Consider the following 25,716-nt stretch of genomic DNA (forward strand, 5'->3'; position numbering starts at 1 on the left):
ATGGGCCTGACGCTCTTCGGACTGATCATTGCCGCCGTAGGCATCGTCATCCTGTTTCGCGCCGGCGTCATGGAGATGCTGCTGCTGATGATGGCCTGTTCGCTGCTCGGGGGCTCGGCAGCGATGACCCTGCCGGGCGGGTCGTCCATTCCGCCCTCGCAGTTCGCGGTCCTGTTCGGCCTGGCGCGGATCGTGCTGCCGGGCAGCGGACGTCTGCAGCAGGCTGGCGAGGCGCTGCGCGCCAATATCTTCCTCGGGCTGTACTGCCTGTATGGCGTCGTGGCAGCGGTTCTTGCCCCCGTCGTCTTTCGCAACGACATCTGGGTGCCGGCGCTGCGCGCGACCGGCCGGGCGCGATCGCTGTTCGATACCGTACCGCTGGCCCCGTCGCCGCAGAACTTCACCGTATCCTTCTACATGATAGGCTCGTTCCTCGTCGGCATCATCGCCTATGTCGCCATGCAGGAGAAGGCGTCGGCACAGCGCTACGTCAAGATGGCGGTGGTGGTCGCGTGGATCCACATCTCGCTGGGCGTGCTGGCGGCGGTTCTCAAGGGGACGCCGTTCGACCTGTTCGTCGATTTCATGCGCAACGCCAATTACAACCAGACCAACCAGACCGCCTTCGGCATCGTCCGCATCACCGGCATTTTTACCGAACCGTCTGCCTATGCGAGCTTCGCCTTCGGCTGGTTCGTGTTCCTGACCGAATGCTGGCTGCGCGACGTCATGCCCAGGCGTACCGGGCCGGCAGCGCTGGCGATGGGGCTGGTGCTGTTCTGCTCCACCTCGTCGACCGCCTATGTCTCGCTCGGCGCCTATATCCTGATCCTGATCCTGCGCGGCGCGGTGCTGCCGCAATATCTCGATCTGCGCAAAGTGCTCACGCTGATGGCGGGGCTGCTGCTCGTCGTCCTGCTGGCCAGCATCCTGGCCTTCGTGTTTCCCGCGGCGCTCGATCTCGCGATAAAGATCCTGCGGTCGGCAACGATCGACAAGCAGGACAGCGATTCCGCGCTGCAACGCGCCTTCTGGGCGAGAACGGGGATCGAGGCGTTCTTCGTATCGAACGGCATCGGCATCGGGCCGGGCAGCTTCCGGTCGTCGAGTTTCGCGACGGCGATGCTGGGGTCCGTCGGCCTGTTCGGTTCGACGGTATTGATCTGCCACATCATTCGGGCGCTGAAGCCGTTGCGGATATCGACCTATTGCGGATCGCGTGAGGGTCAGCGCTTCGGTGGGGATACGATGATCGGCGCAGCGGCAGCCTGGGCCGCCATCGGCGTCCTGATCCCCGCGTCGATCGCCGCGCCGACCTGCGATCCCGGTCTGGATTTCGCCGCCTTCACCGCCGTGGCGCTGGCGTTGCGGCGACAGCGCGTCACGATATCGGCACCGTGGGAAGCGACGGAGCGTCCGGCGCCCGACGACGCAGCGTTAACGGCTCTCGCACGATAGCCGGATATGCGGTCTGCGGTATCTGATCCGATGGGCCCGGCCGGCTCCACCGCCAGATAACCCGTCGTGGCGTCACGCGCGGTCCATCGTGTCGCAGGACGTGCCGCGCGCCCTCTTCGCCCGCTCTTTCGTCCGGGGTGTCGGTCGATCGAGATCAGGAGCTTTGTGTTGCCGCCCTCCCGACTATCCGACATTGCGCCGTCTGCGGCCGCGACCCATGACATCCGGCATGCCCCCCGCCCGGTCAGGGCCCGTCCCGTCGGCGAGCGGCTCGACCATCTCGACGGCCTGCGGGGGCTCGCCGCCCTGATCGTCGTGATCTTCCACCTGCTGTCGGCGCTGGTGCCCGGCATGGTGCCCGAGCAATATCCCGGTGCCCATTGGATCGCCTACACGCCCGTTGCCATTGCCTGGAACGGCAGTTTCGCCGTACTCGTCTTCTTCGTCCTCAGCGGTTTCGTCGTCACGGCGGCAACGTTGCGCAAACGCAATCCGCTCTGGATCGATGTGACGATCCGATACCTCCGGCTGGCGGTTCCGGCCACGATCAGCGTGGTCATCGCCTGGGCGCTGCTGACGCAGATGCCCGATGCCGCCACGGCGCTCAAACAGCGCACCGGCAGCCCCTGGCTGGGCTATATCCATCAGGGCGACATTCCGGGTTTCGGATCGGCGCTGCTGGACGGCACCGTCCTGATCTTCGTTCGCGGCGGATCGCAGTTCAACAACGTCCTCTGGACGATGAAGCCCGAGTTGCTCGGGTCGCTGATGTGCTTCGCGATCTGCCTCTGCCCCGGGCGCATGCTTCGCATGGTCGCGACCGCAGCGTTCGCGGTGGCCGCGATCGTGGTCCATCGCTACGAATATGAGGCGTTCGTGGTCGGCATCGTGCTGCACGAATTATGGTCGATGGATCGACTGCCCGCACGGTGGCCGATGCCCGCACTGGTCGCGGGTGCGGCGATCGGCGCGTTCAGCGGAGATGCCGCCGCACGGTTCGGCTTCGGTGGCCTGCCCGACGCCTTCCAGTTCCGTCATCATGGTGGGCTGCTCTATCCGGTGGCGGCCGGGCTGATCGTCTATGGCACCATGCAATCGCCACGGGCCAGAGGCTTCTTTTCGCAGCGATGGGCCATTTTCCTGGGGACGATTTCCTTCCCCCTCTATCTGATCCACGTGCCGCTGATCGACACGGTGCTGGCCGGTCTGATCGTCCGGCTTCCCGACAATGTGCCGCTGTCCGTGGCGGTGGCTCTGGTGGCGTCGGGCATGATGATCCCGCTGGCCTATGGCTTCGAGCGGCTGATCGAGCGGCCTTTCCTGAGCGCTCTGGGCCGATTGCGCCGCAGATTGCAGCGTATCGATGCCCGCGTGCGCGATATGGCTGTGCGAGTCCGAGCGTCACGGCGCAGCACGTAACGCGGGCTACCACCCGACAGGCAGAAGGCCGGGGAATACCACAACCGGAAACCCCGCCCGTCGGCCTGACCGGCCGCTGCTAGCCCGCCTTGTGGATCCTGACCCGGTACGTCGTGCTGTCGCCCCCGGCCACCGTCTTGTTCGTGCCGACGATGATATTGACGACGTCGCCCATCCTGAGCGCGACGCCCTTCAGGTTCATGTCGTAATGCCCGTTGAACGTGGTCGACAACAGCGACTGGCCGTTGACTTGTACGGTCAGGTCGACCCCGTCCGCCGAGCCGCTCGCGACGTCCCATGGCCCGCTGATGGTGAAGCTGCCGCTGGACGGCGACGTATAGCGCAGCACCGCCTTGAAGACGTTGGGCGCGGCAGCCGTGCCAAAGTCGACCGGGTTGAGCTGGCGGGCGCTGATGTTGAACGGGCGCAGCCAGTTGCTGCCGATGTGCGGGGTCCAGTCCGAGCTGCTGATCTCGCCGCCACCCTGGGTGTACATCGGATCGAACTTCTGGTCGCGCGTGCCATAGGCGTAATAGGACCATGGCCCTTCGAACTTCGCAGGACCGGACAGGTCGTTGCTATAGTCGAACTGGTCGAAGCTGTCGGCGACCAGCTGCGTCGCGCCCAGCGTGACGTTGCTGCCATAGACCAGCGGCGTGTCGCTGACGACGATGACCGGGGCGCCGGTCGTGATCGACCCCGGGTTCGCGATTTCGACGCCCTGCGCATTGTAGAACCGGGCCGACGCGGTGACCGTCAGGCTGCGCGGCTCGCCCCAGATCACCATCGCATGCTGGCCGAACTGATAGGCGTAGGTAAAATCGTCGATCGCGATCCGGGTGCTCGCGCCCTTGCTGAGCACCTGCTGGCTGAGCACCTTGTAGGCTTGTCCCGGTGGCAGGATCTGCCCGCCGAACGAAGTGAGCGCGACGTTCTTGTACCAGATATCGTTCGCCGACCCCTGTTGCCGCAGCGCGTACCAGTCGGCTTCGGCGATGCCGGCGGTGGCCATCACCGCGACGCTCTTGACGAGATAGCTGGCGGTGTCGGCGACGCTGTCCAGCCCTTGCGAATATTCGGTGACGTGGATCGGCCGCGGCGTCGATCCCATCGCCGTGCGCAGGATCGCGATCTGCTTTTCGAACTGTTCCGGCTCGGTCGTATAGGGGTGGACGACCAGGCCATCCATATAGTTGAGCGCGCCGAGCTCGAACAGCGGCTTGAAATAGCCGACGGGGATGGACAGCGCCGCGCCGCCCAGCACCTTGACGTCCGGACGGCTCGCCTTCACCGCCTGATAGACGGTGCGCAGCATCTCGAAATAGTATTTCTGGCGCGGGCCATAACCCTCGTCGCGAACGGGACCGCTGACGAAATTCCACGCATTGTATTCGTTACTGATCTCGATCGCCTTGACGCCGGGAAACCGGTTCAGCGTGGCGACGACATAGCGGGCATAAGCGGCGCGACCCGCATCGGTATAGACGGTGTTGCCACCGTCGTAGAGCGGATTGCTGTCCGTCATCAGCAAGGTCACCGCAAACCCCTTCTGGGTCAGCGTGTCGAGATAGGTGCCGCCGTTGGCAGTGAACTGGTAGACGCCGGGGGTGGTCTCGATATTCTTCCACTGCACGCCGTCGCGGATGGTGGTGGCGCCGATCGACCTGGCCGTATCGAGGATCGAGAAATCCCACCCCTGCTGATCGAAGGCGGTCGCGACGCCCATCACCATCGGGTTCGGCGTGACGGTCACCGCCGGCACGACCGCCACGGGGGTCGAGGTCGCCACCGCCTGCGGGGTCGCCACGGAGGCGACATCTGCGCCACCACCGCCTCCGCCGCATCCACCCAGCAGGAGCAGGGCTGCAATCGCCCATCCATTCAACGTCTTACGCATCACCAGCTCACCCCAGATGTCCCCGGGGTTTACCATCCGACGGTTAACAAGATTTGGTGCCGGGCCGGCCCGGTGAAGCGAATTCGCCGTCCGGCGGGCCCGTCCTGTGCGACGGGACCGCGCAACCGGCAGGCAGGCCGTCGGATTTTTTGACAGTGGCGCACTTCTGCCACAGGCAATCCGCTTGTGGAGCCGCTCGATATCGCTCTAGCGTCGCACAATCCGGCAGGGAAATGGAGCCCATGACAGGCGAGCAATCGTCGCAGAACATTGGTGGCCGGGCAGCGGTGGGGGCAGCCTGGCTGATCGGCGCCCGGCTGGGTACGAAGCTGATCGATCTGACGACGCTGCTGCTGCTTGCACGCCTGCTGAAACCGACCGAATTCGGGCTGGTCGCGGTGGCGATGACACTGATCCTCATCGTCGAGGCCATACTCGAGCTACCGGTCAACCAGGTGCTGGTCCGGCTGCCGACGCTGTCGTCGCGCATGTTCGATACGGCCTTCACCGTCGGCGCGCTGCGCGGGCTCGTGCTGGCGGTGCTATTGGGTACGCTCGCCGTGCCCTTCTCGATCGTCTACCGGAATTCCGAACTCGTCCTCATCATCCTCATTCTGGGCATGGCGCCGATCGCGCGCGGCCTGCTCAGTCCGCGGCTGGCGATCTACGCGCGCCATCTCGACTTCCGGCGCGAATTCATCATCGAACTGGCGGGAAAGGTCCTCGCCTTCACCGCCTCGGTCATCGTCGCCTATCGTCTGCAAAGCCACTGGGCACTGGTCGTCGGCATCATCGCCTCGCCGGTCGGCATGCTCGTCTCCTCCTATATCGCGGCGCCGTACCGGCCACGGCTGTCGCTGGAGGGCTGGCGCATCTTCGCGGGGTTCCTCGGATGGACCACCGCCTCGCAGCTGGTCAGCGCGATCAACTGGCAATGCGATCGCCTGATCCTCGGCCGCTTCGTGTCGTTGCAACGGCTCGGGCAGTTCTCGCTGGCGAACGACCTCGCCTACCTGCCCGAACAGGCGCTCATCAAGCCGATCATGCGGCCGCTGATGTCGGCCTTCTCGCATGTCAGGGACGACCGTACGCGCCTGCGCGCCGCCTATATCAAGGCGGCTGCGGCAGTCTTCGCGCTGGGCCTGCCGATCATGACCGGGTTGAGCCTGCTGGCCGACCCGGCGGTGCGGCTGACGCTGGGCGGTAAATGGCTGGAAGCCGTGCCGGTCCTGCAATGGCTGGCGCTGTCGCTGATCCCGCCATTGTTCGTGTCGCCGCTGATCCCGCTCGCGATGGCACTCGATCGCACCAACGTCTTCCTGCGCCTCAGCGTGTGGGAACTGGTCGTCAAACTCCCGCTGATGCTGCTCGGCGCAGCCGCGCTCGGGGTAACGGGCGTCATCGGTGCGCGCATGGCGACGGCGCTGGTCACTGCGCTGATCGCGATGCTGTACGTCCGCCGGCTGATCGGCCTGCCCCTCGTTCGCCAGTTCGCCGGGTCGTGGCGGATCGTCGCCGGCGGCATCGTGCTCGCCGCAATCCTGATGGCGCTGCGGCCGTGGCTGGTCGCGACCGACGGCCTACTCCTGCTGGTCAAGCTGGCCGCGGTGGCGACGCTCGGCTTCAGCGGCTATCTCGCGACCCTGTTCGGCCTGTGGGCCGCCGGTGGCGCATCGGGCGGGATCGAGGCCGTCGTCGTCTCCCAGATCCGGGCGCGCCTGCGGCGCCGTACCCCGCGGCAGGATCTGGTGTATCTGATCCTCGCCATTCCCCAGTGGACGAAATGGCAGGCCGACGGAAACTTCATCATGCGGCCCTCCGCGGGCAGCCTTGCGGTGGCCGGCGAGATCGGCAGCGTGGCGCGGCAATATTTCGTCGGGCAGCGCAACCTCATGCTCGTCGAGATCGATCTCGGCGTGCTCGGCAAGTCCGTACGGTGGAAACCGCATGACCGGGATCGTCGCTCGCCCAGCGTCGACGGCCCCATCCCGTTCGCCGCGGTGACCCGGGCGCGATCGATCGACGATTTCAACACCTGATGGTGGGGAAGGGTCGTTACCGGGTGTCGATCACCCAGCGTTCGTCCGCCTCCAGCCCGACCGCGGACAGGATGCCGCTTTTATAGGCTCCGGTATCGACGCCGATCCGGTTCGTCCGGAATTCGACCTGATCGATCGGCGAGTGACCATGGACGACGACGACGCCATGATCGTCGTCGCTGGCGAGGAATTCGTCGCGTATCCAGAGCAGATCCGCCGTCTTCTGCCGGCTTAGGGAAACGCCGGGACGGATGCCGGCATGCGCGAACAGATAGTCGCCCGCGCGATAGGAGGTGGGCAACGTCTCCATCCAGTTGACCAGTTCGAACGGGACGCAGCGCCGGAGGAGGCCCATCATCGCCTCGACATTCGCCGGGTCGGTACCGGCGACGTTCGCGCCAAAGCTCGCCAGCGTCGCGTCACCGCCGAATGTCAGCCAGAACCCCAGCGCCGCGCGATCGCCGCGATAGGCCGCGATCATCGCGGCCTCGTGATTGCCGAGCAGGACGACGAGATTGTCCGACGCACGCTGGGCGAAGAGGCTCTGCACGATCGCCGCGGAATCGGTGCCGCGATCGATGAAGTCGCCAAGCACGACCACGGTCCCCCGGCGACCGTCGCGCCCGATCGAATCGACTAGGATCCTGTCGATCAGACGATCGAACAGCATGGCCGATCCATGGATGTCGCCGATCGCGTAGATCCGCCGCCCGCTCGGCAGCCGGGGCCCCGACTTCTGTTTCCCCGAGGAAAAGGATCGCCAGAACGTCACGTCGCCATCATGGCCGCGGACATCGCCTACAACCGCATGCGATGCGGCACGATCACTTCGAACCCGCCCCAATTTCCAGTGCGCCCGCGACGCCGCCAAGGATGATCTCCGCCTGCCGGCGCCACGTGAAGTGCGCCGCGCGGGCCCGGCCGCGGATCGCGAGATCGGCGGCCAGCACGGGATCGTCGACGATCCGGACCGCTGCGGCGACGATCGAGCCGACGTCGTGCGGATCGCAATACAGGGCCGCATCGCCGCACCGTTCGTGCATCACCGGCAGGTCCGATACCACCACCGGACAGCCGAACGTCATCGCCTCGCTCGGCGGCAGGCCGGATGCCTCGTAGAAGGACGGATAGAGCAGGAACGCCGCGCCGCGATACAGGTCGATCAGCGCATCGTTGTCGACATAGCCGAGATAGCGGATGCGCGCGCGCGCCGCCTCGCTCGCCCCGGCGAGCATCGTCGTGGCGAGCGGGCTCGGCATGCCGACGAAGCGGAACTCGATCCCGCGCTCGGCCAGCGCGACGGCGGCACGGAAGGCGCCGAGGAAGTTCTTGCGGTCGGCGAAACCGCCGATCGACAGACCGAAGCCCTGCGGCGGCCGGGCGGCGAGGGGGCCGGGATCGGCATCCGCGATCCAGCTGCCATTGGGTGCGGTGACGATCGGATTGCGCAACCAGGGATTGCCGTCGCGGATCGCGGCCGCCTCGGTGGCAGATACGGTGAACAGCGGCCGCGCCCGGGTCAGGATGACGCGGTCCATCAGCGCATGGATTAGGCGATAGCCACGGCTGTAGTCGTTCGGGAACAGTCGATAGGATTGATCGTGGATCATCACTGCGATCCCCCGGCTGCGCAGCAGGCTCGCGACCGGCGCCGCATTGCCCAGCGAGATCAGCGCGCCGGTTCCGACCCGTCGCGCCAGCGCAATCTGCTCCCAGCGATAGCCGCTGCCCCCCGCCAGATATTCGGTGGCGATGGTGCGCAACCCCAGCGGGGCGAAATCGGCGCCCTCCGGGGCGACCAGCCGCAGGGTCAGACCGGGGAAATGCCCCTCCGTCATCAACCGGTCGGCGGCCATGGTGAATTCGCGCGAGACGCGCTGCACCCCCGTCGCCCGCTGGACGAGGAAGCGACCGTTGATGAGAACCTCGTGCGTCATCGGATCAACGCTCCGCACCATGGGACGGGAGGGCGATCACCGGCGCGGTGCCGGTTGCAATGCGCCTGCCGGAAGCGAGGAGCCGCGCATCTCAGGCGTTCACCGCACGCATGATGCCCTCGTCGAAATGCTCGGGCGCGAAGCGTGCCGCCTGGCGCACGGCGACCTGCGGATCGAACGAGGGCAACCATGCCTCCATCCGCTCGACACCCTCGATCACGCCCTCGGGCGTCTGCGCGTCGAAGAACAGGCCGCTTTCCCCCGGCGCGATGCTGTCGCGCACGCCGCCCCGGCCATAGGCCAGCACCGGCCGCCCCGAGGCCATCGCCTCGACCGGCACGATGCCGAAATCCTCCTCCGCGGTGAACACCAGCCCGCGCGCCTGCGCATAGGCCGCCCGCAGGCCGGCGAAATCGAGCCGGTCGACGATCGTGATGTTGGACTTGGCGCGCTTGCGCAGTTCGGCGTTCATCTCACCATCGCCGACCATCAGCAGCGGCAGGCCGAGCTTATTGAACGCATCGAGCGCGATATCGGCGCGCTTGTAGGGCGTCATCTGGCCGACCCAGAGATAGCGCGGCTCGACATCGGTGGTCGACGTGAACAGGCTGGTTTCCACCGGCGGATGGACGACCTCCGCATCGCGGTTCCAGACGCGCTTGATCCGCTGGCGGATGAAGTTCGAATTGGCGACGAGCGTGTCGACCCGCGCCGCGGAGGTGACGTCCCACATCCGCAGCTTGTGGAACATCCACGGCATCGCGAGGCGCGACAGACGCCCGGCCGAGCTGCGGTAATCGTGATAATGATCCCATAGATAGCGCATCGGCGAATGAACGTAGCAGATGTGCCGCGCGTCGGGCGCCGCGATGACACCCTTGGCCGGCCCGGATTCGCTGCTGATGACGAGGTCGTAGCCGCGCAGGTCCAGTTCCTCGAGCGCCATCGGCATCAGCGGCAGGTATTTCTGGTAGTGGCGCGCCGCGCCCGGCAGCTTCTGGATGAAGCTGGTGTGGACGGTGCGCGACCGGATCGTCTGCGACATCGCCTCGGGCACGTAGACGTGGGTGAACAGGTCCGCGTCGGGGAACAGCTTGAGCAGCCGCTCGATGACGCGCTCGCCCCCGCGCATGCCCACCAGCCAGTAATGGATGATCGCCACCCGTCGCGCCGTCATGCCTCGTCCTTCTTTCCGGCGACCGCCGGGGCAGCCTGTAAACGTGCAGCCGCGCGGTCAGGCCACGCGGCTGCGGTTCGGCTCTCGCCTGTGCTCAAGCGTAATATTGCTGGTATTTCTTGTAGTAGAACGTGCCATCGCCATAGCCGAACTTGGCCTGCTTGCGGACATCGACCTGCGTGAGGACGATGCCGGCGATCGGCACGTGCCGGTGCGGCAGCAGGCGCAGCGCGGCACGAATGGCGTGATCGGCGGTGCTGCGCCAACGTGCCACCATCACCACCGCATCGACCTTCAGGGCCAGCGACCGCGTATCGGCGATCGGCAGGATCGGCGCCGCGTCGAACAGGATCAGGTCGAAGCGCTCGCGCAGACGCTCGATCAGCGTATCCATTTCCGTACCGATAAGCAGGTTGCCGACGTCGCGCGACATCTGGCTGATCGGCAGGATATAGGCGCCGCTGTCCTCGTCGTGGATCAGCGCCGCATCGAGTGCGGCATCGCCGCGCAGGACCTCGATCAGGCCCGGCCGGTCGTCGGCACCGCGGATCAGGCGGCTGACGCCATGCTGGCGGACATCGACGTCGACCAGGACGACGCGCTCGCCGCCCAGGGCGCTCATCCGCGCCAGGCACGTCGCGGTCGTCGTCTTGCCTTCGCGGGGTAGGGCGGAGGTGATCATCAGCACCTGCCGCCGTCCGTCGACGGCGTAATTGACCGACGCCCGAAGGCTGCGGAACGCCTCGGCGAAGCCCGAGCTGGGATTGTCGAGCACGGACTGGATCGGCGCCCCGGCGCGCGGCAGCACGCTCTTCAGCAACGGAATGCTGCCAAGGCAGCGGATGCGCAGCCGCTGCTCGACATCGAGCGCGGTCGTCAGCCCCGAGAACATCATCTCGGCGACGAAGGCCGATCCGATGCCCAGCCCCGCGCCGATGACCAGCGCGAGGATCAGGTTGAGCGCGACGCGGGGGCTGGTCGGCGCCATCGGCAGATCGGCAAAGGAGATGATCCGCGATTCCGGACGCTCCGTACCCTCCTCGGCGCCGGTCTGCTTGTAGCGCGCCAGATAGCTGTCGTAGAGCTGCTGCGATGCTTCCGCACGGCGGGTCAGGTCGTCGAGCCCGACCATGGCGCGGTTGTTCGTCGCGAGCTGACCGCGGGCGCCGCCCAGCGTTCCCTGGATCGAGGCCAGTCGCTCGCCCGACACCCTGGCCTTCGCCTCGAGGTTGGAGATGACGCGATTGATCTCGGCCGCGATCTGCGTGTCGACGTCGGCGAGCTCGCCCTTGGCCTTCTGGACATCCGGATACAGCGAGCCGTAGCGCGCCTCGAGGCTCGCGAGCCGCGCGCTCACCGTCGCGCGTTGCGCACGCAGGCCGCTGACCACCGACGAGTTCAGCGCCTCGCCGACATCGTCGCCCTTTGATCCGCTGCGCAGCTGCGCCCGCGCGGTCGACAGGCGTGCCTGATCCTCGACCGCCTGCGCCCGCGCCGCGGCGACCTGCTGGTTGTAGCTCGAGATCTCCTGCTCGGTCAGCGACGCGCCCGACGTGCTCAACAGGTTGTTGGCGATCCGGTATTGCTGGACGCGGGCGGTATCGGCCTGCGCCTGGTTACGCAGTTCTTCCAGTCGCTTGGACAGGAAGGACAGCGCCTCGGTGTTGTCGGTGCGCTTCCGGTTCAGATACAGGTTGGTGTATTGGGTCGCATATTCGTTGGCGATCCGCTGCGCATCCTCGGGACTGGTCGAGGTCATCGCGATGTTGAACGCATAGGTCGAACCGACGCGCGTGATGCTCAGTCCGGACAGAAGCTGATCGACCACCGAGCGACGCACGGCATCGGGCGTCATCCTGACCCGCGGCTTGGGCGCGAGCAACCCGATCGACTCGCCGAGACGGCGCAGACGTCCGCCCTGCGGGCGGTTCTGGGGGTTGAAGCCAGGGTCGAGATCGAGCTTGAGCGCGCCGGCGACCGTCGTCGCCAGTTCCCGCGACCGCAGCACCTCGACCTCGGTATCGGCCAGGTCCTGGGTCTGCGGCGCCTTGGTCTCGCCGCTCTCACCGGGTGCGACGCGATTTTCGGTCGTGTTGAGTGCGATCTGCGACGATGCCGTATAGCGCGGGGTCTGCAGCGCCGTGATGGCGATGCCGAGCACCAGCACCGTCGCCAGGACGCCGAGGATCAGTCCGAGACGGCGCCGCAACGTGACGAGCAGCGACCGCAGATCGAGCCGATCCTCGGTCGCCTGCATCTCCGGTTCCGCCCTGACGGGCAGCAGACGCTGCGGCTCGATCTCTCTGCCGCCGCGAGCCTCGATTGCGTTGCTCAATTTGCTTCCATCCTGTTCCGCACCGACCCCGGTCTATCGCTTTCCGGCCTATCGTTTCAATGTGATACCCAGCAGGATGCTGCTACCAGCATATTCCCGCCCGAGCGCGTTCGACGTCGTCTGGAACCGGTGGTTGACCGACAGCCCAACCTCCGCCCAACGGTTCAGAAGGTAGCGTGCGCGCCCTTCCGCGAACCACAGCCGATCGCTCCGGTCGAGGTCCTGATAGTCGTTGGAGATGAACTGACCGTTCACCGATACGATCAGGTTGCGCAGCAATTCGTAATCGACATTGACCCCCAGGCTGTCCTGCAGGATGCCCGACTGGTTGATGAAGGGGCTTTGCTGAACCGTACGGGCGGCAATCGCGGTGACCGTCAGCAGCGGCGTCGGGTTCCAGATGGCGCGCGCGTTGTAGCTGAAGCCGCCAATGTCGGGCAGGCCCGGATCGCGGTAATATTGCTTGAGATAGCCGATGCCGATCTCGCCGCTGATGAATTCGTTGACGCCGAACACCATGCCGCCGAGCGCCGCGAAGCCCTGCGAATCCTGATCGACCCCGGACAGCGTCTGTTTGTAGTTCTGGTCGTTGAAATTGCCGCTGACGAACGCCCGGATGCCGGGGCCGACGACGTAATCGGCGCGCAGCAATCCCGTCGCCTCGTCGCGATCGCGATAATCCTGCGACACCGACGCGCCGTTCAGGCGCACCGGCAGATAGTTGAAGGTGGAATAGGTGCCGCCCCCGGTGAACAGCAGCCGCCCGAACGTGCTCGTCGCGGACAGGCGAGCGGTGCCGAGATCGTAGCGGATGCGATCGCCGCTCGCGAGGATGTCGCCCAGCGTACCGCGCTGTTCGACGCGGCGCGCATACAGGCCGCTGGCGTTGATGGCCGAATCGTTCGACGCGTCGATCCGACCGACCGCCTCGACGTCATATTGTTCGTTGTTCTCGGTCGAGCGGCTGAAATAGCGCTCGAACTGACCGCCGGTGCTGAGCGTCAGGCTGTGGCGCGACCAGTTGGACCGCGCGTCCAGCCGCGGGGAGATCCGGACCAGACCATCGGATACGCGGCCATTGTCGATATTGTAGATGTTGCTGTCGTAGCCGCTCTGGATCTGGAGCGTCGGGAACAGCCGGAACCCGCCGGCCGCGATGCCGACCGGATCGTAGTCGGGCCGGGCGCGGTTCGCCACCGCTTCCGATGCCGCAACATCGGCGAGCGTCCGCGACGCGGGCCGTGGCGGCGCGGCATTCTGCGCCAGCGCCGGCATGGTCACCGTGCATAAACCGGAAAGCAAAGCCCCCCGACGTACAAAACGCCCGATACGCCGCGTCATATTTCCCCCAACCCCAATATCCCCGGGCGCAACTCTTAAGCCGTTTCCCGTAAGAAAACAGCATTTATCGTGCCGTGCCATACGCCTAACGCAAGCCATGCTGCGTTGCAATAATCCAGTATTTGCACAGTTATATGCTTGTGGCGATCCACCTTGTCGAATTGATACGCGTGCCGCACGTCCAATTGCGGCACGCTATGCCGGCCGGGATGCTGGCTCGCGAACGACACGGCCCGATCTATGCCAGTTGCCGGGGTCATGGTTAGCGGACAAGGCTTGCGGCGATCGTCGCGGTCTTGCCTGGAACGGGGTGTACTTTGAGCACCGAATGCTTCCCGCGCCGTTAGATTATGAAACAGGCCTCCTATCGATTTGACTGGCGAGAGGCCGGGGATCATGGCAAATTACAGGCAGTCAACGGGGTGGTAGTAACATGGTGAAGTCGGTTCTGGCGCTTCTGGCGCTTGCTGGTGTTGCGCTTTCGGGATGTGCGGGCGCGCCTTCGCCACTGGCCGACAGCGGGATGCCGGCGACCAGCTACGGGCTGGCGGCCGGCGACAAGCTGAGGATCACGGTGTACAGCGAGCCGGCACTGACCGGCGAATATGCGATCAACAGCGCAGGCAACGTCGCCTTCCCGCTGATCGGCGACGTCCCCGCCAAGAACGGCTCGGTCGAGAAACTGGCGGCCGCGATCACCACCAAGCTGGCCGGCGGCTACGTCAAGGACCCGCGCGTCAGCGTCGAGGTGCTGAACTATCGCCCTTATTATATCCTCGGCGAGGTCAACAAGCCGGGCGAATTTCCCTATTCGGTCAACCTGACGATCGAACAGGCGGTCGCTGCGGCCGGCGGCTATTCGTATCGCGCCAACAAGCGCTACGCGATCATCCGTCGCGCCAACGAGGCGGAAGAGCATAGCGTCGATCTGCGTGGCCGCCCGAGCTACGTGCTGCCCGGCGACACGATCCGGATCGGCGAGCGCTATTTCTGATCCGGCGGCCGACGCCGTGACCCGCCGCGCCGGCCTGTTCGGCAAGGAGACGGGCGCGTCCTCCCTGCCGCGGCTGGACCCGACCCGGCTGATCCAGCGGCCGTTCGCCTGGCTGACGCCCAATCGCGTCGTCGCGGCGTGCCGCGTCGCGCTCGCCGTGCTGCTGCTGGTCGCGATGGTCGCCGGCCCGGACGGACCGGGCTCGATCGGTTTGCGCTTCATCATCGCTTATGGCGTGACCCTCGTCGCCATGCCGGCCTTTCCGCGACTGGGCGGACGCAGCCTCGGTGGCGCCATCGCGCTGCTGTTCGGCGCGCGCTGGGCGTTCAGCACGCTCGATGCGGCGACGACGGAGATGCTGATGACGCAGCTCGCCGGCGTCGTCTGTGCGCTGGCGCCGGTCTATGCGCGCAACGTCGGCGGCCTCGCGGGATCGGTCGAGGGGCATATCAGCTTCACCGAGCGGCGCGCGATGTGGCGGCAGCGCTCCGCCGGGACCGCCCCGGCGCCGACCCGCACACCTCCGCGGCCGTCGCCACCACCCGCGCCGGCACCCGCCGCGCCGATCGTGGCGCTGCTCGACTATCGTCCCGAAGTCACCGGCTAGCCGCATCGCAACGCCGCAGGTCGACGACCAGCGGATAATGATCCGACCCGAGGAACGGGCCGCGACGGATATCCTCGACCGCCCAGTCGCGCCCGGCGAACAGGTGATCGATCGGAACCAGCGGCGTCGGGACACGATGATCGCCGAGGAACGCCGGCCAGGTCGGCAAGGCGCGACTGCGGCGCTCCAGCCTCATACCAGCCTCGATCCGCCGCAGCTGGAACGTCCAGCCGGGCAGGTTGAAGTCGCCGGCGACCAGTGTCGTCGCCGGCGATTGCGTGCGGACGTACCGGATCAGCTCCGCACGCTCGCCCTCGAAACGGTGGAACGGCCACGGCCGCCCGAGGTGGACGGCGACCACAGTGAATGGCCCGGCGGGGGAGGCGATCCGCATCCAGGCCGCCGACAGCCCGCCACGGTTTTCCGGATCCCCCCGGGCGAGGCCGCCCGAGGCAAGCGGCGCGCGCCTCGCCAGGATCACCGTCGAACACAGCGACCGGTCGACGCAATTCTGCGAGAATGGGTATCGATCGCGCAGCAGGGACGGCACCGTCAGCGTGTTGCGCGCCTCTTCGAGCATCACCAGATCGGGATCGACCAGCCGGATCCAGCGCGCGGCCGACCGGGTCATGCGATTGTCCTTCCACAGGTTGAACTGGACGATGCGCAGCCGCTCGCCTTGGCATGACCGCGCGTCGCCTTCCCGCCACTCGGCCAGCAGCAGCGGCGCGGGACCGACAACGAGCAGCAGCAGCGCGATCGCATTGGTCCAGAACACCGGTCCGCGCCGGCGCCGCTCCACAAGCAATACCGCCACGACGGCGATCAGCGCCGCCAGGGTCAGATAGGGGAGGACGATGTTGATCGCATCCCAGCGGTCGGACCATCGCCCGAACTGGCCCAGCAGCGCGATGGCCGCGACGCACAATGCGGTAATCCCTATCATCGCCCTGCCTGTCGCCCGCACCATTCGTCCGCCTTACGCTCTGTCGTCATGGCCTGTCGTTGCAGACCAGCCCGTATCCGTATCGGCCGCTAGTACGGATACGGGACAACGGGGCTTCTTTTTTTGCTGGTTTCGTCCGATACTATGTTTACGAGGTATCGATGGACACTATTCTGATCGCACAGCGCAAGCAGCGTCTGGTCTGGGGAGCGGCAACGCTCCTGATCGTCTTGCTCGGTCTCGCCCAGCGCGATCAGCGTGGTCTTCTGTCGGGCCCCGAGATGACCGCCAGCGCCTTTGCCGCGATCACCCCGCAGGCACCCGGCCTGGCGACCGGCGGGACCGGCATCGCAGGGCGGGGCGGCCAGCCGGGTCTCCGGCGCCCGTTCGGCCGCTCGGGCGGCAGCGAAACCCCGCAATATGCAGGGACGACCGGCACCCCGTCGCCGGGTGCGGGCGCACCGCTGTCGGCCTTCGATCCGCAGGCCGAGCCCACCGGGCCCTCCGCACTGCTGGCGCTCGCCGATCCCGGCAGCGGCGGTGGCATCAACCCGGGCCCCGGTCTGGGTGGAAGCCTTCCCAGCATCTCGCCCGGCGGCCCCCCGCAGACGGTCAGCGGCACCACGCCCGGTGCAGTGCCCGAAGCGCCGATGTGGGCGATCATGATCCTTGGCGTCGGCGGCATCGGCTGCATGGCGCGTCGCGAGCGGTCGCGGGGCCGTTCGTTGTTGAAGACACAGGCCGCCTGACGGTCGACCCGATCGACAGGGTTCAGGAATCCAGGGCCGCGTTGCGGGTGTGGACACGCAGGCGATCGCCATCGATCGTGACGACGCCGAGCTTGCGCAACAGGTTCTGACCCAGCAGCGATACCGGCAGGCCGTTCTGCGGCACCGCCGCATCGATCCGTGACAACCGGTGGCCGGCGATGTCGATGTCCTGCAACGTCGTCCACGCCATTGCCGATGCCCCGTTTGCGGTCCGCACGCGCGACTGGAACCCGCCATGTTTGAGGTCGACGCCGACCGCAGCCGCATCCTCGCGGGTCAGCATCACGACACTGGCGCCGGTATCGACCAGGAAGCGGACATTGTGTCCGTTGACCAGTCCGGTGACGTAGAACAGGCCGTCGGGCGCGCGTTCGAACTCGACCGCCTCGATCGCCGGCATAGCCGGTGCGCCGCGCGCTACCGGCTCCGCCTGCGGATCGTTGATACGGGCCGCCGGGGCGACGGCGCCGGTCAGAACCATCGAGATAGCAATCCCGACAAGGACGAGACGCGTTGAGGAAAAGACGGTCTGCATGACCGCAGTTCTGCCATGCAGACCCTAATATACCGTTGCGGCGACGGACCAGCGCCCGCGGCGCAAGGTCATCGATCGACAGGATAATCCCTATGGCTCGGGGCCATCGACAGCCGCCGGCGCGACACAATGGTCACGCGATCAGGGGCGGGTCGTCCTTTGGGGTGGTTTCTACGGACCGCGTCGCGTCGCGGCGCAGCAAGCGCAGCCTGCGGCGGGTCAGAAGCGCGGCAATCACCAGCAGTAGCACGGCCACCGCCAACTGCCCGGCCCCCGCGACATAAGGCCAGGTCAGCGCACTGCGATCGGGGTACAACACATAGGCATCGGGTGCGACGCGAAAGCCAGCATCGCGATACAGATGCACGATTGCAGGGGGCAGGCTACTGCGGCGGAGCACGCCGACGCGTTCCTCCGTCGCGGACCGCAGGTCGTCGGGCGACTGGCTGGTTTCGGCGAAGACGGTGACGATCGATGTCGGCCGCGCATTGGCGGGCTGTACGGGCACGAAGCGATAGTCGCGACGCGCGACCAGCACGTTCTGGCGGAAGGTCGCGGTACGGTCATGCCGGTACTGGCCGATCAGTCGCGTCGCCCCTTCGGACAGGACGGGAATCGGGGCGGGGACGGGGGCGCGCCCGGGTGCCGCGCCCACCTCGACCCGCTTCGGCGCGCCGCGACCATCAGGCAGCATCGCGAACTGGACGAGGAGGATCAGGGTCGCGATGCCGAGCAGCGCGGCGAGGACGGTCAGGACGCGCAGCATGCGCTCCGATCGCTGGATCACCAGCGTGTCAGTGCGCACGCCCCGCGCCACGTTGAACCGCCGGATCGCAAATCCCAGCAAAAACAAACCAGGTAGCGCGAACAACCCAAACAACACCAGAAAAGTCATCGCCGGAAACGCTTGGCCGAGATGATCGAACTGCCATTCGTTCAGTGCCTCGACGAACCCGGTGTAGGTGGTCGATTGCACGATCGCGACGATCAGGACGAGCGCAACCCAGCCCAATGCAAAGCCCGCGGCGATTTTCGTCCATCGGCCAATGGCACGAGAGGCAGTTGCAGCGGTCAAGTCATCCCCTTTGTAATGTTCTGGTTCGTCGTCCCTGCAACACTACAGGGTTGTTAACGGTGCAACAACCATCACAGGTCGGCCCGCTATTATGAATCCGTGCCAAAGCCGGATTGATAGCGTACCCTGACCGACGCCCGCTCTGCCTTGACGAGCCGTCGGACGACGTCCTCGCGTTGCTGGCGGACCAGCGCCTCGCGGGCTGCGGCAAGGGTGTCGGCAGGGGGTTGATCGACCGGGCGCGAACCAATGATCCGCACCACGCGACCACCCACCGTCGTCGTGGTTCCCGTACCGGCCGCCAGCAACCGCCGCGCCTCGCCACCATCCCCCAGCGTCGCGGTATCGATGATGCGGCGCCCGTCCGCATCCGCTACCTCGACCAGCCGTCGCCCGGCGAACCGCCAGTCCTGCGCCGCGGCGAAGGCACGCACCGCGGCATCGTCGGGTGGGGGCAGCGTGCCTGCGACCTCCTGCACCGCCAGCGTCGCCAGCGTCGCCTCGCGGAAGCGCCGCACCGCCGCCAGATAGTCGGGGGTCAGGTCCAGCCGGTCGCGCTTTGCGCGGCGGACGAGCAGCTTGCGATCGACGATCGCGTTGAGCGTCACCGGTCCGGGCGGCAGGCGGGTCAGTGCCGCTTCCACCGCCAGATCGCGTTTGGTGACATCGTCGCCATCGACAGACGCGAGCACCTGGTCGGTGGGCGGTCGATCCGCGCAGCCCGCCGGCACGATACCGGCTCCGATCCCGACGACGCACGGCATCATGCCGGTCCTGATGATCCGGGCAATCCGGTCGCGCATGCTGTTCATCCCCGCTCCCCGACGCTAGCGTCGCCCCATTGCCGACCACCCTATGTCATCGCCCCTACGGGAGAGCCAGTGGAGACCCCCTACGACTGGACGACGCTGGCGCTGTTCTGCGCGCTGGCGCTGCTGTTCCTGCAGCGGTCGATCGGACCGGCCGTGCCGGGCGATCGCGCCTTGTCCTACCTGCCGCCGGCGCTCGGCTGCATGGCCGCCAACGGTCTCGGCAACGCCGGCTATGATGTCGCCGCCATCGCCGTGATCCTCGCCACCCTCGGCTATGCCGTGCTCGTGCTCAGGCCGTGGGTCCGGCCGCACTGACCCCGCCCAGCAGCAGCGCGCGCGCGACCGGCGCCACGCTGGCGAGCAGCAGCGCGTTGAAGCGCACCAGCGCCGCCAGGGCCGCCGGATCGTCGTCGGTCGACAGCCGCACGAGCACGCCATCGGGGACACGGCGGGACAGCAGCGCGCGCATCGTCACCCAGCGCTGCCCCCACAGACTGTCCGGAAAGGTATCGCCGACCCGCGTCCAGTAGAGCAGCCGGTCGTTGCGATCGATGCGCCGCGCCGCCAGCGTCACCGCATCGATGACCGGCGTGCCGGGCAGGGCGAGCCGTCGCGACGGGGACAGTGCAAATCCGGCAGGCGGATAGCAGCTCTCCGGCCGGTGCAGCTGCAGCGTGTAATCCTGCGCCGCGCCATAGGCGATCAGCAGCGACACCGGCGCGAGGCCCGGGGCGGCATAGGTGCGCGCGACATATTGCTGATAGACGGTCAGGCTGTCGCTGTCGCGATCGGGCAGGACGATCTCGTCCGCCTCGCGCCGGCGATAGGCACCGATGCGCGAGGGGATCGCCGCATCGAAGGCGTGCGGGGTCGGACCGACCGCCCCGTCGGAGGGACGCGGGCGGGCGAACACGGCACCGCCCGCCGCGGCCAACAGCATCCCGCCGAGCAGCAGGTCGCGCCGGGAAGTATCGTCAGCCGCCACGACGCATACCTCCAAGCCGCCGGGCGAGCGGCGTGACCGACAGATCGATCAGCGCCAGCAGCAGCAGTGCGAGCGCCGCCATCGCCAGTCCGGTCGCCATGTGCAGCGGGGTCTCGAGCACGCGCACGCCCCAGATATGGACCGCGACGAGCAGCAGGATGACGCGGATCAGGTTCGTCCCCAGCGCGACCGGGACGATGGCGAGCGCCAGCAGCGCCGCATGGCGCCAGTCGTCGTCGTGGCGGACATGGACGTAAAAGATGCCGATCGCCGCGAGGCTGAACAGCGAGTTCATGCCCGAACAGGCGGCCGCGACCAGCAGTTCATATTGATCGACGAACAGCGAACTGCCCCGCGCCGCGACCTCGATCCCGAAGGCCGCGACGCTGTCGACCGCCTGCACCGCGATCGCGCGCTTGAGGATCTGCACGACCGGATCGACCAGCATGACGGGCGGCGGGATCAGGAACAGCAGATAGACCAGCGGAAACCACAGCCGGCGCAACACCCGTCCGCCATGGCTGGCGTAGAGCAGCACGATCAGCCCGGCCCAGGTCGCGAGTAATGCCCCCGTCAGCATGTTGACCATGCCCGCGACGACGTAGAGCAGCAGGCAGGGCAGCAGCGCGGCGAACGTCACGCCCGCCCGGCCGGGCGTGCGCAGGGCGGCGAACTGCTTCAGCCGGACGCCGAGCAGCCACAGGCCGGTGACGAGGATGATCGGTCCCTGTGCGCCCTGTTCAGTCGTCCACAACCGCATAGCCATGGCGACGAAGACCGGCGCGACCCACAGGACGATCGCGACGAGCAGGAACAGGCGGGGCCACGGCACCGCCCGGTGCGGTCCGGCGCCGCAGAATAGGGATAGGGTTTCAGCCAATGACGGTCACTTCCTGTCGCGCGACCGTAGGAGCGCCCGGCACGCGCCGCAACGATCGCGTCAGAACAGCGAGATGACCCCAAGCAGGGCCAGCCAGCCGGCCACGCCCAGTCCGCCGACGATGAGCAGGCGGCGGCTCTGCGGGAACCGCTCGACCTGCGGCGGATTGGCGCGCGACCATTGCTGAACCTGCGCCATGTCGAGCTGTCCGCCGAAATCGGCCTCGACGACGGATTGCGCGGTGGAGGGAATTGTGACGAGCCGCGGATCGATCGCCTCGACGAACTCGCAGCCGAAGCCCTCCGCGGTGTGGCGGACGACATAAGCGGCGCGCTGGCCGATGCCCGGAATGCCGATCGTCACCTTTTCCTGAAGGTTCAGACCCGCCTGCGTCCGCATGCGGAAGCCGGTTGCCGACAGATCCTCGACGATCACGTCGATCGGCACGTTGCGGACGTGGCGCAAGGTACCGGCGACATCGAGTGTCTCGCGGTCCGCCCTGCGGTCGTCTCGAACAAGCTGTGCCGTGAGTGCCATGAATCGAACCCTGTCTAGGTCATCAATACCTAGCCTGACGACGATAAAATAATATTAACGCAGTGGCGTACCGGGCGATCAGGCAACTTGCCTGTCCTTTTGTTGATGGCCCGCAAGCCGGTCGTGATAGACCGCCTCCAGTCGATCGATCCACGCGGCCGGCGACAGCGCGATCGATCGCGTGTTCCCGAATGCCGCCACGCTCATCGTGCGCACCCCAGACGAATCCGTCGCGATCCGTCGCAGGACATCGGCGAAACCCGCGATATCGCGCGGATCGACGGCCATGCCGGCGCCCGCGGCGACGATATCCTGCGTCAGGAACGCGGTTTCCGCCGCGATGACCGGCAGGCCGCTCCACAAGGCCTCTGCCGCGACCAGTCCGAACGGTTCGGGATAACGGCTCGGCATCACCAGCGCGCGCGCACCACGCGCATGGTCCGCGATGACGGATGGCGGCTGCTGCCCCATCACCTGCACCTCGGGATAATCGCGTTCGAGCGTCGCGCGCAGGACGCCATCGCCGATGACCCGCAGCGGCACGCCCGCCGCCCGGCAGGCTGCGGCCGCGAGGTCGACGCCCTTGGTATCCTCGAGCCGCCCGACGAACAGGAATTCCCGATTGTCCTCCGCCACGATCCTGTCGCGCGTCCATGGCGTAACCGGGTTTGGCAAGGTCTGGATCGTATCGCCGGGCAGGCCGGCCCGCATCAGGAACGGGCGCATCCGCGCGTGGATCGCGAGGATCGGAGGCGGGTCGAGGCGGCGATAATGATGGGTCATGACCGCATGCCGCGCGACCCGCCATAACTTGTGCGCGTAGCGACGCCGGTCGCAATTCGTCGTGATGCACGGCACCGACATCGGGACGTGCGGGCAGATCGCGCCCGAGCGCAGCAACGCGAAACTGCCGTTGGGGCAGGCGAGGAAGAAATCATGCGCCGACAGCACCAGCCGCGCGCTCACCGGGCGCAGCGCCGCGAAGATCGCCGGCGACAGGATCTGCGACCAGCCATGCAGATGGTAGACGGTCCCGGGCGTATCGTTGGCCCTGATCCAGGCGGCGACGGCATCGCCGGCGCTTCGGTTGTAGAGGCCGTTCGTCATCGCCGTGAACGCCGAGGAGGCGAGGAGGCGATCCTGCCCGAGGCCGACGACCTCGATACCCCGGGCAATGAGATCCGGATTGCGTCCCGCATCGCCGGTCAGGAAGGTGACGGCCCGCCCCCGCGCGCGCAGCATTTGCGCCGAGAGCAGCGCCAAGGCCGTCGCCCCGCCTTTCGGCACGGATATGTCGTTGATGACGACGATGCGGTCGATCACCCGCGGCGGTCCACCGCATTGATGAGCAGGTCCGCGAGCCGGTCCACATCCGCCCGGCTCCGGGCGATCAGCGCCGCGCGTGCGGTCTCGTTCAGCGGCTCGTGCAGTGCCCGCGCGACCAGCGCTACCAACGCGTCGAGCGGCATCTTGTTGGGCGTCGCCATGAAGTCGCTGCGCCCTGCCACGGCGAAAAAGCTGTCGAGTTTGGGATCCCAGGACAGGCCGATCGTCGGGACGCCGACGGCATGCGCAGCGATACAGGCATGCATGCGATGCGCCACGATCAGCGAACAGCCCGCGATGAAATGCACGAGATTGCCTGGGGTGGCGAAATCGGGCGCACAGGTGATCGCGCCTTTGCTTTCCGCGACGAGTCCCGGTCCGATCGCATCGCGCAACTGCCGGTCCTCGGGACTGCCATTGGTGAACAGCACGACGCGATGCCCCGCGGTGACCAGCGCTTGTGCAAAGCGGCCGAACCATGTCTCGATATCGCCACGAACATGATCGTCTGCCGCGTGGTAGCGCAGCAGGACGGGATGGGTCAGGCACAATCCGACCGGCCCCCGATCCGTGGCTGCAGCGACGCCGTAGCGTGCAGCGGCCAGCAAGCCGGGATCCTGCGCAAGACCGCTGGCGGGGATCGTGTCGCCGGCGAACAATCGTTGCCAGACCTTCTGCGAACGCCGGTCGCGAACCGTCACGTCGACCAGCCGGGCGGTCGCAAAGGCATGACGGAACGCGGCCTTGCCGATCGGCGACCATGTATCACCGACGCCGACACCGAACACGGCGACCGGCAGATCGCGGCACGCCGCCTCATGTAGCGCACTGGCAATCTTGATCGGAAAGTTCAGGTCGGAATCGGCGATCAGGTTGCCGCCACCCAGAACGACGGCATCGACATCGGCCATCTGGTCGGCATAGCCGCGTCGCAACCTGTAGCGGACCAGCAGGCTCAGCATCACATAGGTCAGCGGATAGCGCAGCATCGTCGGCAACCGCTGGATCAGGCTCAACATCGGCCCGCGAAACGCATTGCCGCCCGAAAAGGCAGTCCGCCCGGCCAGATCGACCGACCGGATCTCGATGCGATGACCTTTATCCTCAAGCGCACGCTCCAGGCACTCGGAGAGCAGCCCATCTCCCAAATTCGGGCTGAATTTGACGTTGAGCAGCGCGACCTTCACTCAGACTCCCCGGATGCGGACGATCCGCTTCTTGCCACGGGATACGCGCGTACGAAGGGCATTGCCGAACGAAGGCCTAAACAGCAACGTGCGAACGCGCAACACTTCCTGCGACGGACGGCCGTTCGAACCCAATGTTATAAATGATCGATGTCCCGGACCGCACAGGAATCTCGCTCTATCGCGCCTATCCATTCGTCAAGAACGGACACCGATCCGCATGATAGTCTGACGTACGGCCCTTATGCTTAACTGCTGTTTACCATAAAACCGGACTGGTTCTATTTTCTCATCCTTATCGCCGACGATATTCGAACAACCGAAAATCTCGTCAGCCCTGTTTCCGTATTGCAAGCGAGACGGCGTAAACAGCATCCCAATACGGCATGCTATAGGCAGTTTTCTGATATATGGCAGGTATCGAAATGCCACATACCTAATTCGCAACGTTAAACATCCGGTAGAGATTGCATACTCAATAGTAGATAATGTATCCGTCAGACAATTCCTCCGTCATCGTACCTCGGCATGATTGCACGACATCATGACATATTTGATCCGATGGTACTCCCACTTGATCATGTCCGGATGGGACTGACCGCTTGCGCCGACCGGCACGGGCTGGTTAATTTCGCTTGCATAAATGATCTTGTAACGTTTAGAGATTAGAGCAATCCTACACTCCGGCTAACCAACGCCCCTTGTGTCGAGTGATCGTGTAATTGGTGGTGTGAGACAGGCATGTGAGTGGTCATGAACTTGCAGTGTCGGGTGCATCCGCCGATCCCCAGCAGCGTCACGAAAAGCCCGTTCCGTCGATGCGGACCAGTTTGGTAATCATCCGCAATCTGGATATTATCCTTTCCGGTCTCGCCCTGCTGTTCCTGCTGCCGGTGATGGTCGTTCTGGCGATCGTGACCTGGGTCGGCGATCCGGGGCCTATCTTCTTCGGACATGTCAGGATCGGCAAGAACGGACGCAGCTTCCGCTGTTTTAAATTCCGCACGATGGTGACGGATGCGGAGCAGCGCCTGACCCACCTGCTGCAGACGGATCCCGTCGCGCGCGCAGACTGGGAGCGCGATCGCAAACTGACCAACGACCCCCGGATCACCGGGATCGGTCGCTTCATGCGCAAATCGAGCCTCGACGAACTGCCACAGCTCTGGAACGTGATCTGTGGTGAGATGAGCCTCATCGGCCCGCGCCCGATCGTTCAGGCCGAGGTGCCTCGCTATGGTCGCTATATCGCCGATTATATGGCGACGCGTCCCGGCATCAGTGGTTTGTGGCAGATCAGCGGACGCAACGATGTCAGCTATCGTCGGCGTGTCGCGCTCGATGTGGCGTTTGCCCGGTCACAGTCGTTGAAACTGTACCTGCGAATTCTGGTGCTGACCGTACCGGCGGTCTTGTTCCAGCGCGGGTCTTATTGACCGGCTCGAAGCTGGACATGATG

Annotated in this window: 23 protein-coding genes; 8 read left to right on the forward strand and 15 right to left on the reverse strand. The window is 66.1% G+C overall.

The genetic code is table 11. The features are described from left to right. Positions 1 to 1,458: a hypothetical protein gene (locus tag AC1RTO_RS18530; protein WP_493162308.1), complete on the forward strand. Its 1,458-nt coding sequence runs from the start codon at positions 1 to 3 to the stop codon at positions 1,456 to 1,458. 168 nt (positions 1,459 to 1,626) lie between these two features. Further along, complete coding sequence (locus tag AC1RTO_RS18535; protein WP_493162309.1) at positions 1,627 to 2,877, forward strand: acyltransferase family protein; 1,251 nt, start codon at positions 1,627 to 1,629, stop codon at positions 2,875 to 2,877. Positions 2,878 to 2,956: 79 nt separating this feature from the next. Here the strand turns inward: AC1RTO_RS18535 and AC1RTO_RS18540 are convergent, their stop codons facing one another. Continuing rightward, a complete protein-coding gene (locus AC1RTO_RS18540) occupies positions 2,957 to 4,684 on the reverse strand; it encodes a hypothetical protein (protein ID WP_493162310.1) in 1,728 nt (575 codons plus the stop codon). 332 nt (positions 4,685 to 5,016) lie between these two features. On the opposite strand from AC1RTO_RS18540, the gene AC1RTO_RS18545 reads away from it, so the two are divergent. Beyond that, positions 5,017 to 6,813 carry an oligosaccharide flippase family protein gene (locus AC1RTO_RS18545; RefSeq protein ID WP_493162311.1) on the forward strand — a complete coding sequence of 599 codons (1,797 nt, stop codon included), beginning with the start codon at positions 5,017 to 5,019 and terminating at the stop codon, positions 6,811 to 6,813. Between the two features lie 16 nt (positions 6,814 to 6,829). On the opposite strand, the gene AC1RTO_RS18550 is transcribed toward AC1RTO_RS18545, so the two are convergent. From AC1RTO_RS18550 to AC1RTO_RS18570, 5 genes are all read right to left on the reverse strand, one after another. Next, positions 6,830 to 7,585 (reverse strand): metallophosphoesterase family protein, encoded by a 756-nt coding sequence (locus AC1RTO_RS18550; protein WP_493162312.1) that lies wholly within the window; start codon positions 7,583 to 7,585, stop codon positions 6,830 to 6,832. A gap of 52 nt (positions 7,586 to 7,637) precedes the next feature. Further along, positions 7,638 to 8,750 (reverse strand): glycosyltransferase family 4 protein, encoded by a 1,113-nt coding sequence (locus AC1RTO_RS18555; RefSeq protein WP_493162313.1) that lies wholly within the window; start codon positions 8,748 to 8,750, stop codon positions 7,638 to 7,640. 91 nt (positions 8,751 to 8,841) lie between these two features. Next, positions 8,842 to 9,927 carry a glycosyltransferase gene (locus AC1RTO_RS18560; protein ID WP_493162315.1) on the reverse strand — a complete coding sequence of 362 codons (1,086 nt, stop codon included), beginning with the start codon at positions 9,925 to 9,927 and terminating at the stop codon, positions 8,842 to 8,844. 94 nt (positions 9,928 to 10,021) lie between these two features. Further along, complete coding sequence (locus AC1RTO_RS18565) at positions 10,022 to 12,262, reverse strand: GumC family protein (RefSeq protein ID WP_493162316.1); 2,241 nt, start codon at positions 12,260 to 12,262, stop codon at positions 10,022 to 10,024. Between the two features lie 48 nt (positions 12,263 to 12,310). Continuing rightward, positions 12,311 to 13,537: an outer membrane beta-barrel protein gene (locus tag AC1RTO_RS18570; protein WP_493162317.1), complete on the reverse strand. Its 1,227-nt coding sequence runs from the start codon at positions 13,535 to 13,537 to the stop codon at positions 12,311 to 12,313. A gap of 499 nt (positions 13,538 to 14,036) precedes the next feature. On the opposite strand from AC1RTO_RS18570, the gene AC1RTO_RS18575 reads away from it, so the two are divergent. Further along, positions 14,037 to 14,597, forward strand: a complete 561-nt coding sequence (locus AC1RTO_RS18575) for a polysaccharide biosynthesis/export family protein (RefSeq protein ID WP_493162318.1) — start codon at positions 14,037 to 14,039, stop codon at positions 14,595 to 14,597. 16 nt (positions 14,598 to 14,613) lie between these two features. Further along, on the forward strand, positions 14,614 to 15,204 hold the full coding sequence (locus AC1RTO_RS18580; protein ID WP_493162319.1) for a hypothetical protein: 591 nt from the start codon (positions 14,614 to 14,616) through the stop codon (positions 15,202 to 15,204). Here AC1RTO_RS18580 and AC1RTO_RS18585 read toward each other — a convergent pair. Next, positions 15,194 to 16,150 (reverse strand): endonuclease/exonuclease/phosphatase family protein, encoded by a 957-nt coding sequence (locus AC1RTO_RS18585; RefSeq protein WP_493162320.1) that lies wholly within the window; start codon positions 16,148 to 16,150, stop codon positions 15,194 to 15,196. The genes AC1RTO_RS18580 and AC1RTO_RS18585 overlap by 11 nt on opposite strands. A 161-nt stretch (positions 16,151 to 16,311) precedes the next feature. Between AC1RTO_RS18585 and AC1RTO_RS18590 the strand changes: the two genes are divergently transcribed. Beyond that, entirely contained in the window at positions 16,312 to 16,899 is a 588-nt protein-coding gene (locus tag AC1RTO_RS18590) for a hypothetical protein (RefSeq protein ID WP_493162321.1), read from the forward strand. Positions 16,900 to 16,921: 22 nt separating this feature from the next. Here AC1RTO_RS18590 and AC1RTO_RS18595 read toward each other — a convergent pair whose 3' ends face one another. The 3 genes from AC1RTO_RS18595 to AC1RTO_RS18605 form a co-directional block, all read right to left on the reverse strand. After that, positions 16,922 to 17,401, reverse strand: a complete 480-nt coding sequence (locus tag AC1RTO_RS18595) for a retropepsin-like aspartic protease family protein (RefSeq protein WP_493162322.1) — start codon at positions 17,399 to 17,401, stop codon at positions 16,922 to 16,924. A gap of 187 nt (positions 17,402 to 17,588) precedes the next feature. Next, on the reverse strand, positions 17,589 to 18,467 hold the full coding sequence (locus AC1RTO_RS18600) for a hypothetical protein (RefSeq protein WP_493162324.1): 879 nt from the start codon (positions 18,465 to 18,467) through the stop codon (positions 17,589 to 17,591). Positions 18,468 to 18,619: 152 nt separating this feature from the next. Next, on the reverse strand, positions 18,620 to 19,333 hold the full coding sequence (locus AC1RTO_RS18605) for a hypothetical protein (protein WP_493162325.1): 714 nt from the start codon (positions 19,331 to 19,333) through the stop codon (positions 18,620 to 18,622). A 78-nt stretch (positions 19,334 to 19,411) separates the two neighbouring features. Here AC1RTO_RS18605 and AC1RTO_RS18610 point away from each other — a divergent pair, with 78 nt between their 5' ends. Beyond that, entirely contained in the window at positions 19,412 to 19,657 is a 246-nt protein-coding gene (locus AC1RTO_RS18610; RefSeq protein ID WP_493162326.1) for an XrtV sorting system accessory protein, read from the forward strand. Here AC1RTO_RS18610 and AC1RTO_RS18615 read toward each other — a convergent pair. From AC1RTO_RS18615 to AC1RTO_RS18635, 5 genes are all read right to left on the reverse strand, one after another. Beyond that, positions 19,632 to 20,327, reverse strand: a complete 696-nt coding sequence (locus AC1RTO_RS18615; RefSeq protein WP_493162328.1) for an exosortase C-terminal domain/associated protein EpsI — start codon at positions 20,325 to 20,327, stop codon at positions 19,632 to 19,634. The two genes, AC1RTO_RS18610 and AC1RTO_RS18615, sit on opposite strands and share 26 nt — an antisense overlap. Then, positions 20,317 to 21,159: an archaeosortase/exosortase family protein gene (locus AC1RTO_RS18620; protein WP_493162329.1), complete on the reverse strand. Its 843-nt coding sequence runs from the start codon at positions 21,157 to 21,159 to the stop codon at positions 20,317 to 20,319. The genes AC1RTO_RS18615 and AC1RTO_RS18620 overlap by 11 nt, the downstream gene beginning before the upstream one ends. A 108-nt stretch (positions 21,160 to 21,267) precedes the next feature. Further along, positions 21,268 to 21,744 carry a PilZ domain-containing protein gene (locus tag AC1RTO_RS18625; RefSeq protein WP_493162331.1) on the reverse strand — a complete coding sequence of 159 codons (477 nt, stop codon included), beginning with the start codon at positions 21,742 to 21,744 and terminating at the stop codon, positions 21,268 to 21,270. 78 nt (positions 21,745 to 21,822) lie between these two features. Beyond that, positions 21,823 to 23,067, reverse strand: coding sequence for a glycosyltransferase family 4 protein (locus AC1RTO_RS18630; protein WP_493162332.1), 1,245 nt, complete (start codon positions 23,065 to 23,067; stop codon positions 21,823 to 21,825). After that, complete coding sequence (locus tag AC1RTO_RS18635; RefSeq protein WP_493162333.1) at positions 23,064 to 24,257, reverse strand: polysaccharide pyruvyl transferase family protein; 1,194 nt, start codon at positions 24,255 to 24,257, stop codon at positions 23,064 to 23,066. The genes AC1RTO_RS18630 and AC1RTO_RS18635 overlap by 4 nt, the downstream gene beginning before the upstream one ends. Positions 24,258 to 25,075: 818 nt before the next feature. On the opposite strand from AC1RTO_RS18635, the gene AC1RTO_RS18640 reads away from it, so the two are divergent. Beyond that, entirely contained in the window at positions 25,076 to 25,693 is a 618-nt protein-coding gene (locus AC1RTO_RS18640; RefSeq protein ID WP_493162334.1) for a sugar transferase, read from the forward strand. The last annotated feature ends 23 nt before the right edge of the window (positions 25,694 to 25,716 follow it).

Source organism: Sphingomonas sp. GW821-FHT10F09, assembly GCF_058809195.1.

What these genes read in the sequence shown, in the direction of transcription:
- AC1RTO_RS18560 (WP_493162315.1), bottom strand. Translation starts at nt 9,927, where the DNA reads ATGACGGCGCGACGGGTGGCGATCATCCATTACTGGCTGGTGGGCATG.
- AC1RTO_RS18585 (WP_493162320.1), bottom strand. Translation starts at nt 16,150, where the DNA reads ATGATAGGGATTACCGCATTGTGCGTCGCGGCCATCGCGCTGCTGGGC.
- AC1RTO_RS18595 (WP_493162322.1), bottom strand. Translation starts at nt 17,401, where the DNA reads ATGGTTCTGACCGGCGCCGTCGCCCCGGCGGCCCGTATCAACGATCCG.
- AC1RTO_RS18625 (WP_493162331.1), bottom strand. Translation starts at nt 21,744, where the DNA reads ATGGCACTCACGGCACAGCTTGTTCGAGACGACCGCAGGGCGGACCGC.
- AC1RTO_RS18530 (WP_493162308.1), top strand. Translation starts at nt 1, where the DNA reads ATGGGCCTGACGCTCTTCGGACTGATCATTGCCGCCGTAGGCATCGTC.
- AC1RTO_RS18590 (WP_493162321.1), top strand. Translation starts at nt 16,312, where the DNA reads ATGGACACTATTCTGATCGCACAGCGCAAGCAGCGTCTGGTCTGGGGA.
- AC1RTO_RS18575 (WP_493162318.1), top strand. Translation starts at nt 14,037, where the DNA reads ATGGTGAAGTCGGTTCTGGCGCTTCTGGCGCTTGCTGGTGTTGCGCTT.
- AC1RTO_RS18545 (WP_493162311.1), top strand. Translation starts at nt 5,017, where the DNA reads ATGACAGGCGAGCAATCGTCGCAGAACATTGGTGGCCGGGCAGCGGTG.
- AC1RTO_RS18570 (WP_493162317.1), bottom strand. Translation starts at nt 13,537, where the DNA reads ATGCCGGCGCTGGCGCAGAATGCCGCGCCGCCACGGCCCGCGTCGCGG.
- AC1RTO_RS18555 (WP_493162313.1), bottom strand. Translation starts at nt 8,750, where the DNA reads ATGACGCACGAGGTTCTCATCAACGGTCGCTTCCTCGTCCAGCGGGCG.
- AC1RTO_RS18640 (WP_493162334.1), top strand. Translation starts at nt 25,076, where the DNA reads ATGCGGACCAGTTTGGTAATCATCCGCAATCTGGATATTATCCTTTCC.
- AC1RTO_RS18605 (WP_493162325.1), bottom strand. Translation starts at nt 19,333, where the DNA reads ATGCGCGACCGGATTGCCCGGATCATCAGGACCGGCATGATGCCGTGC.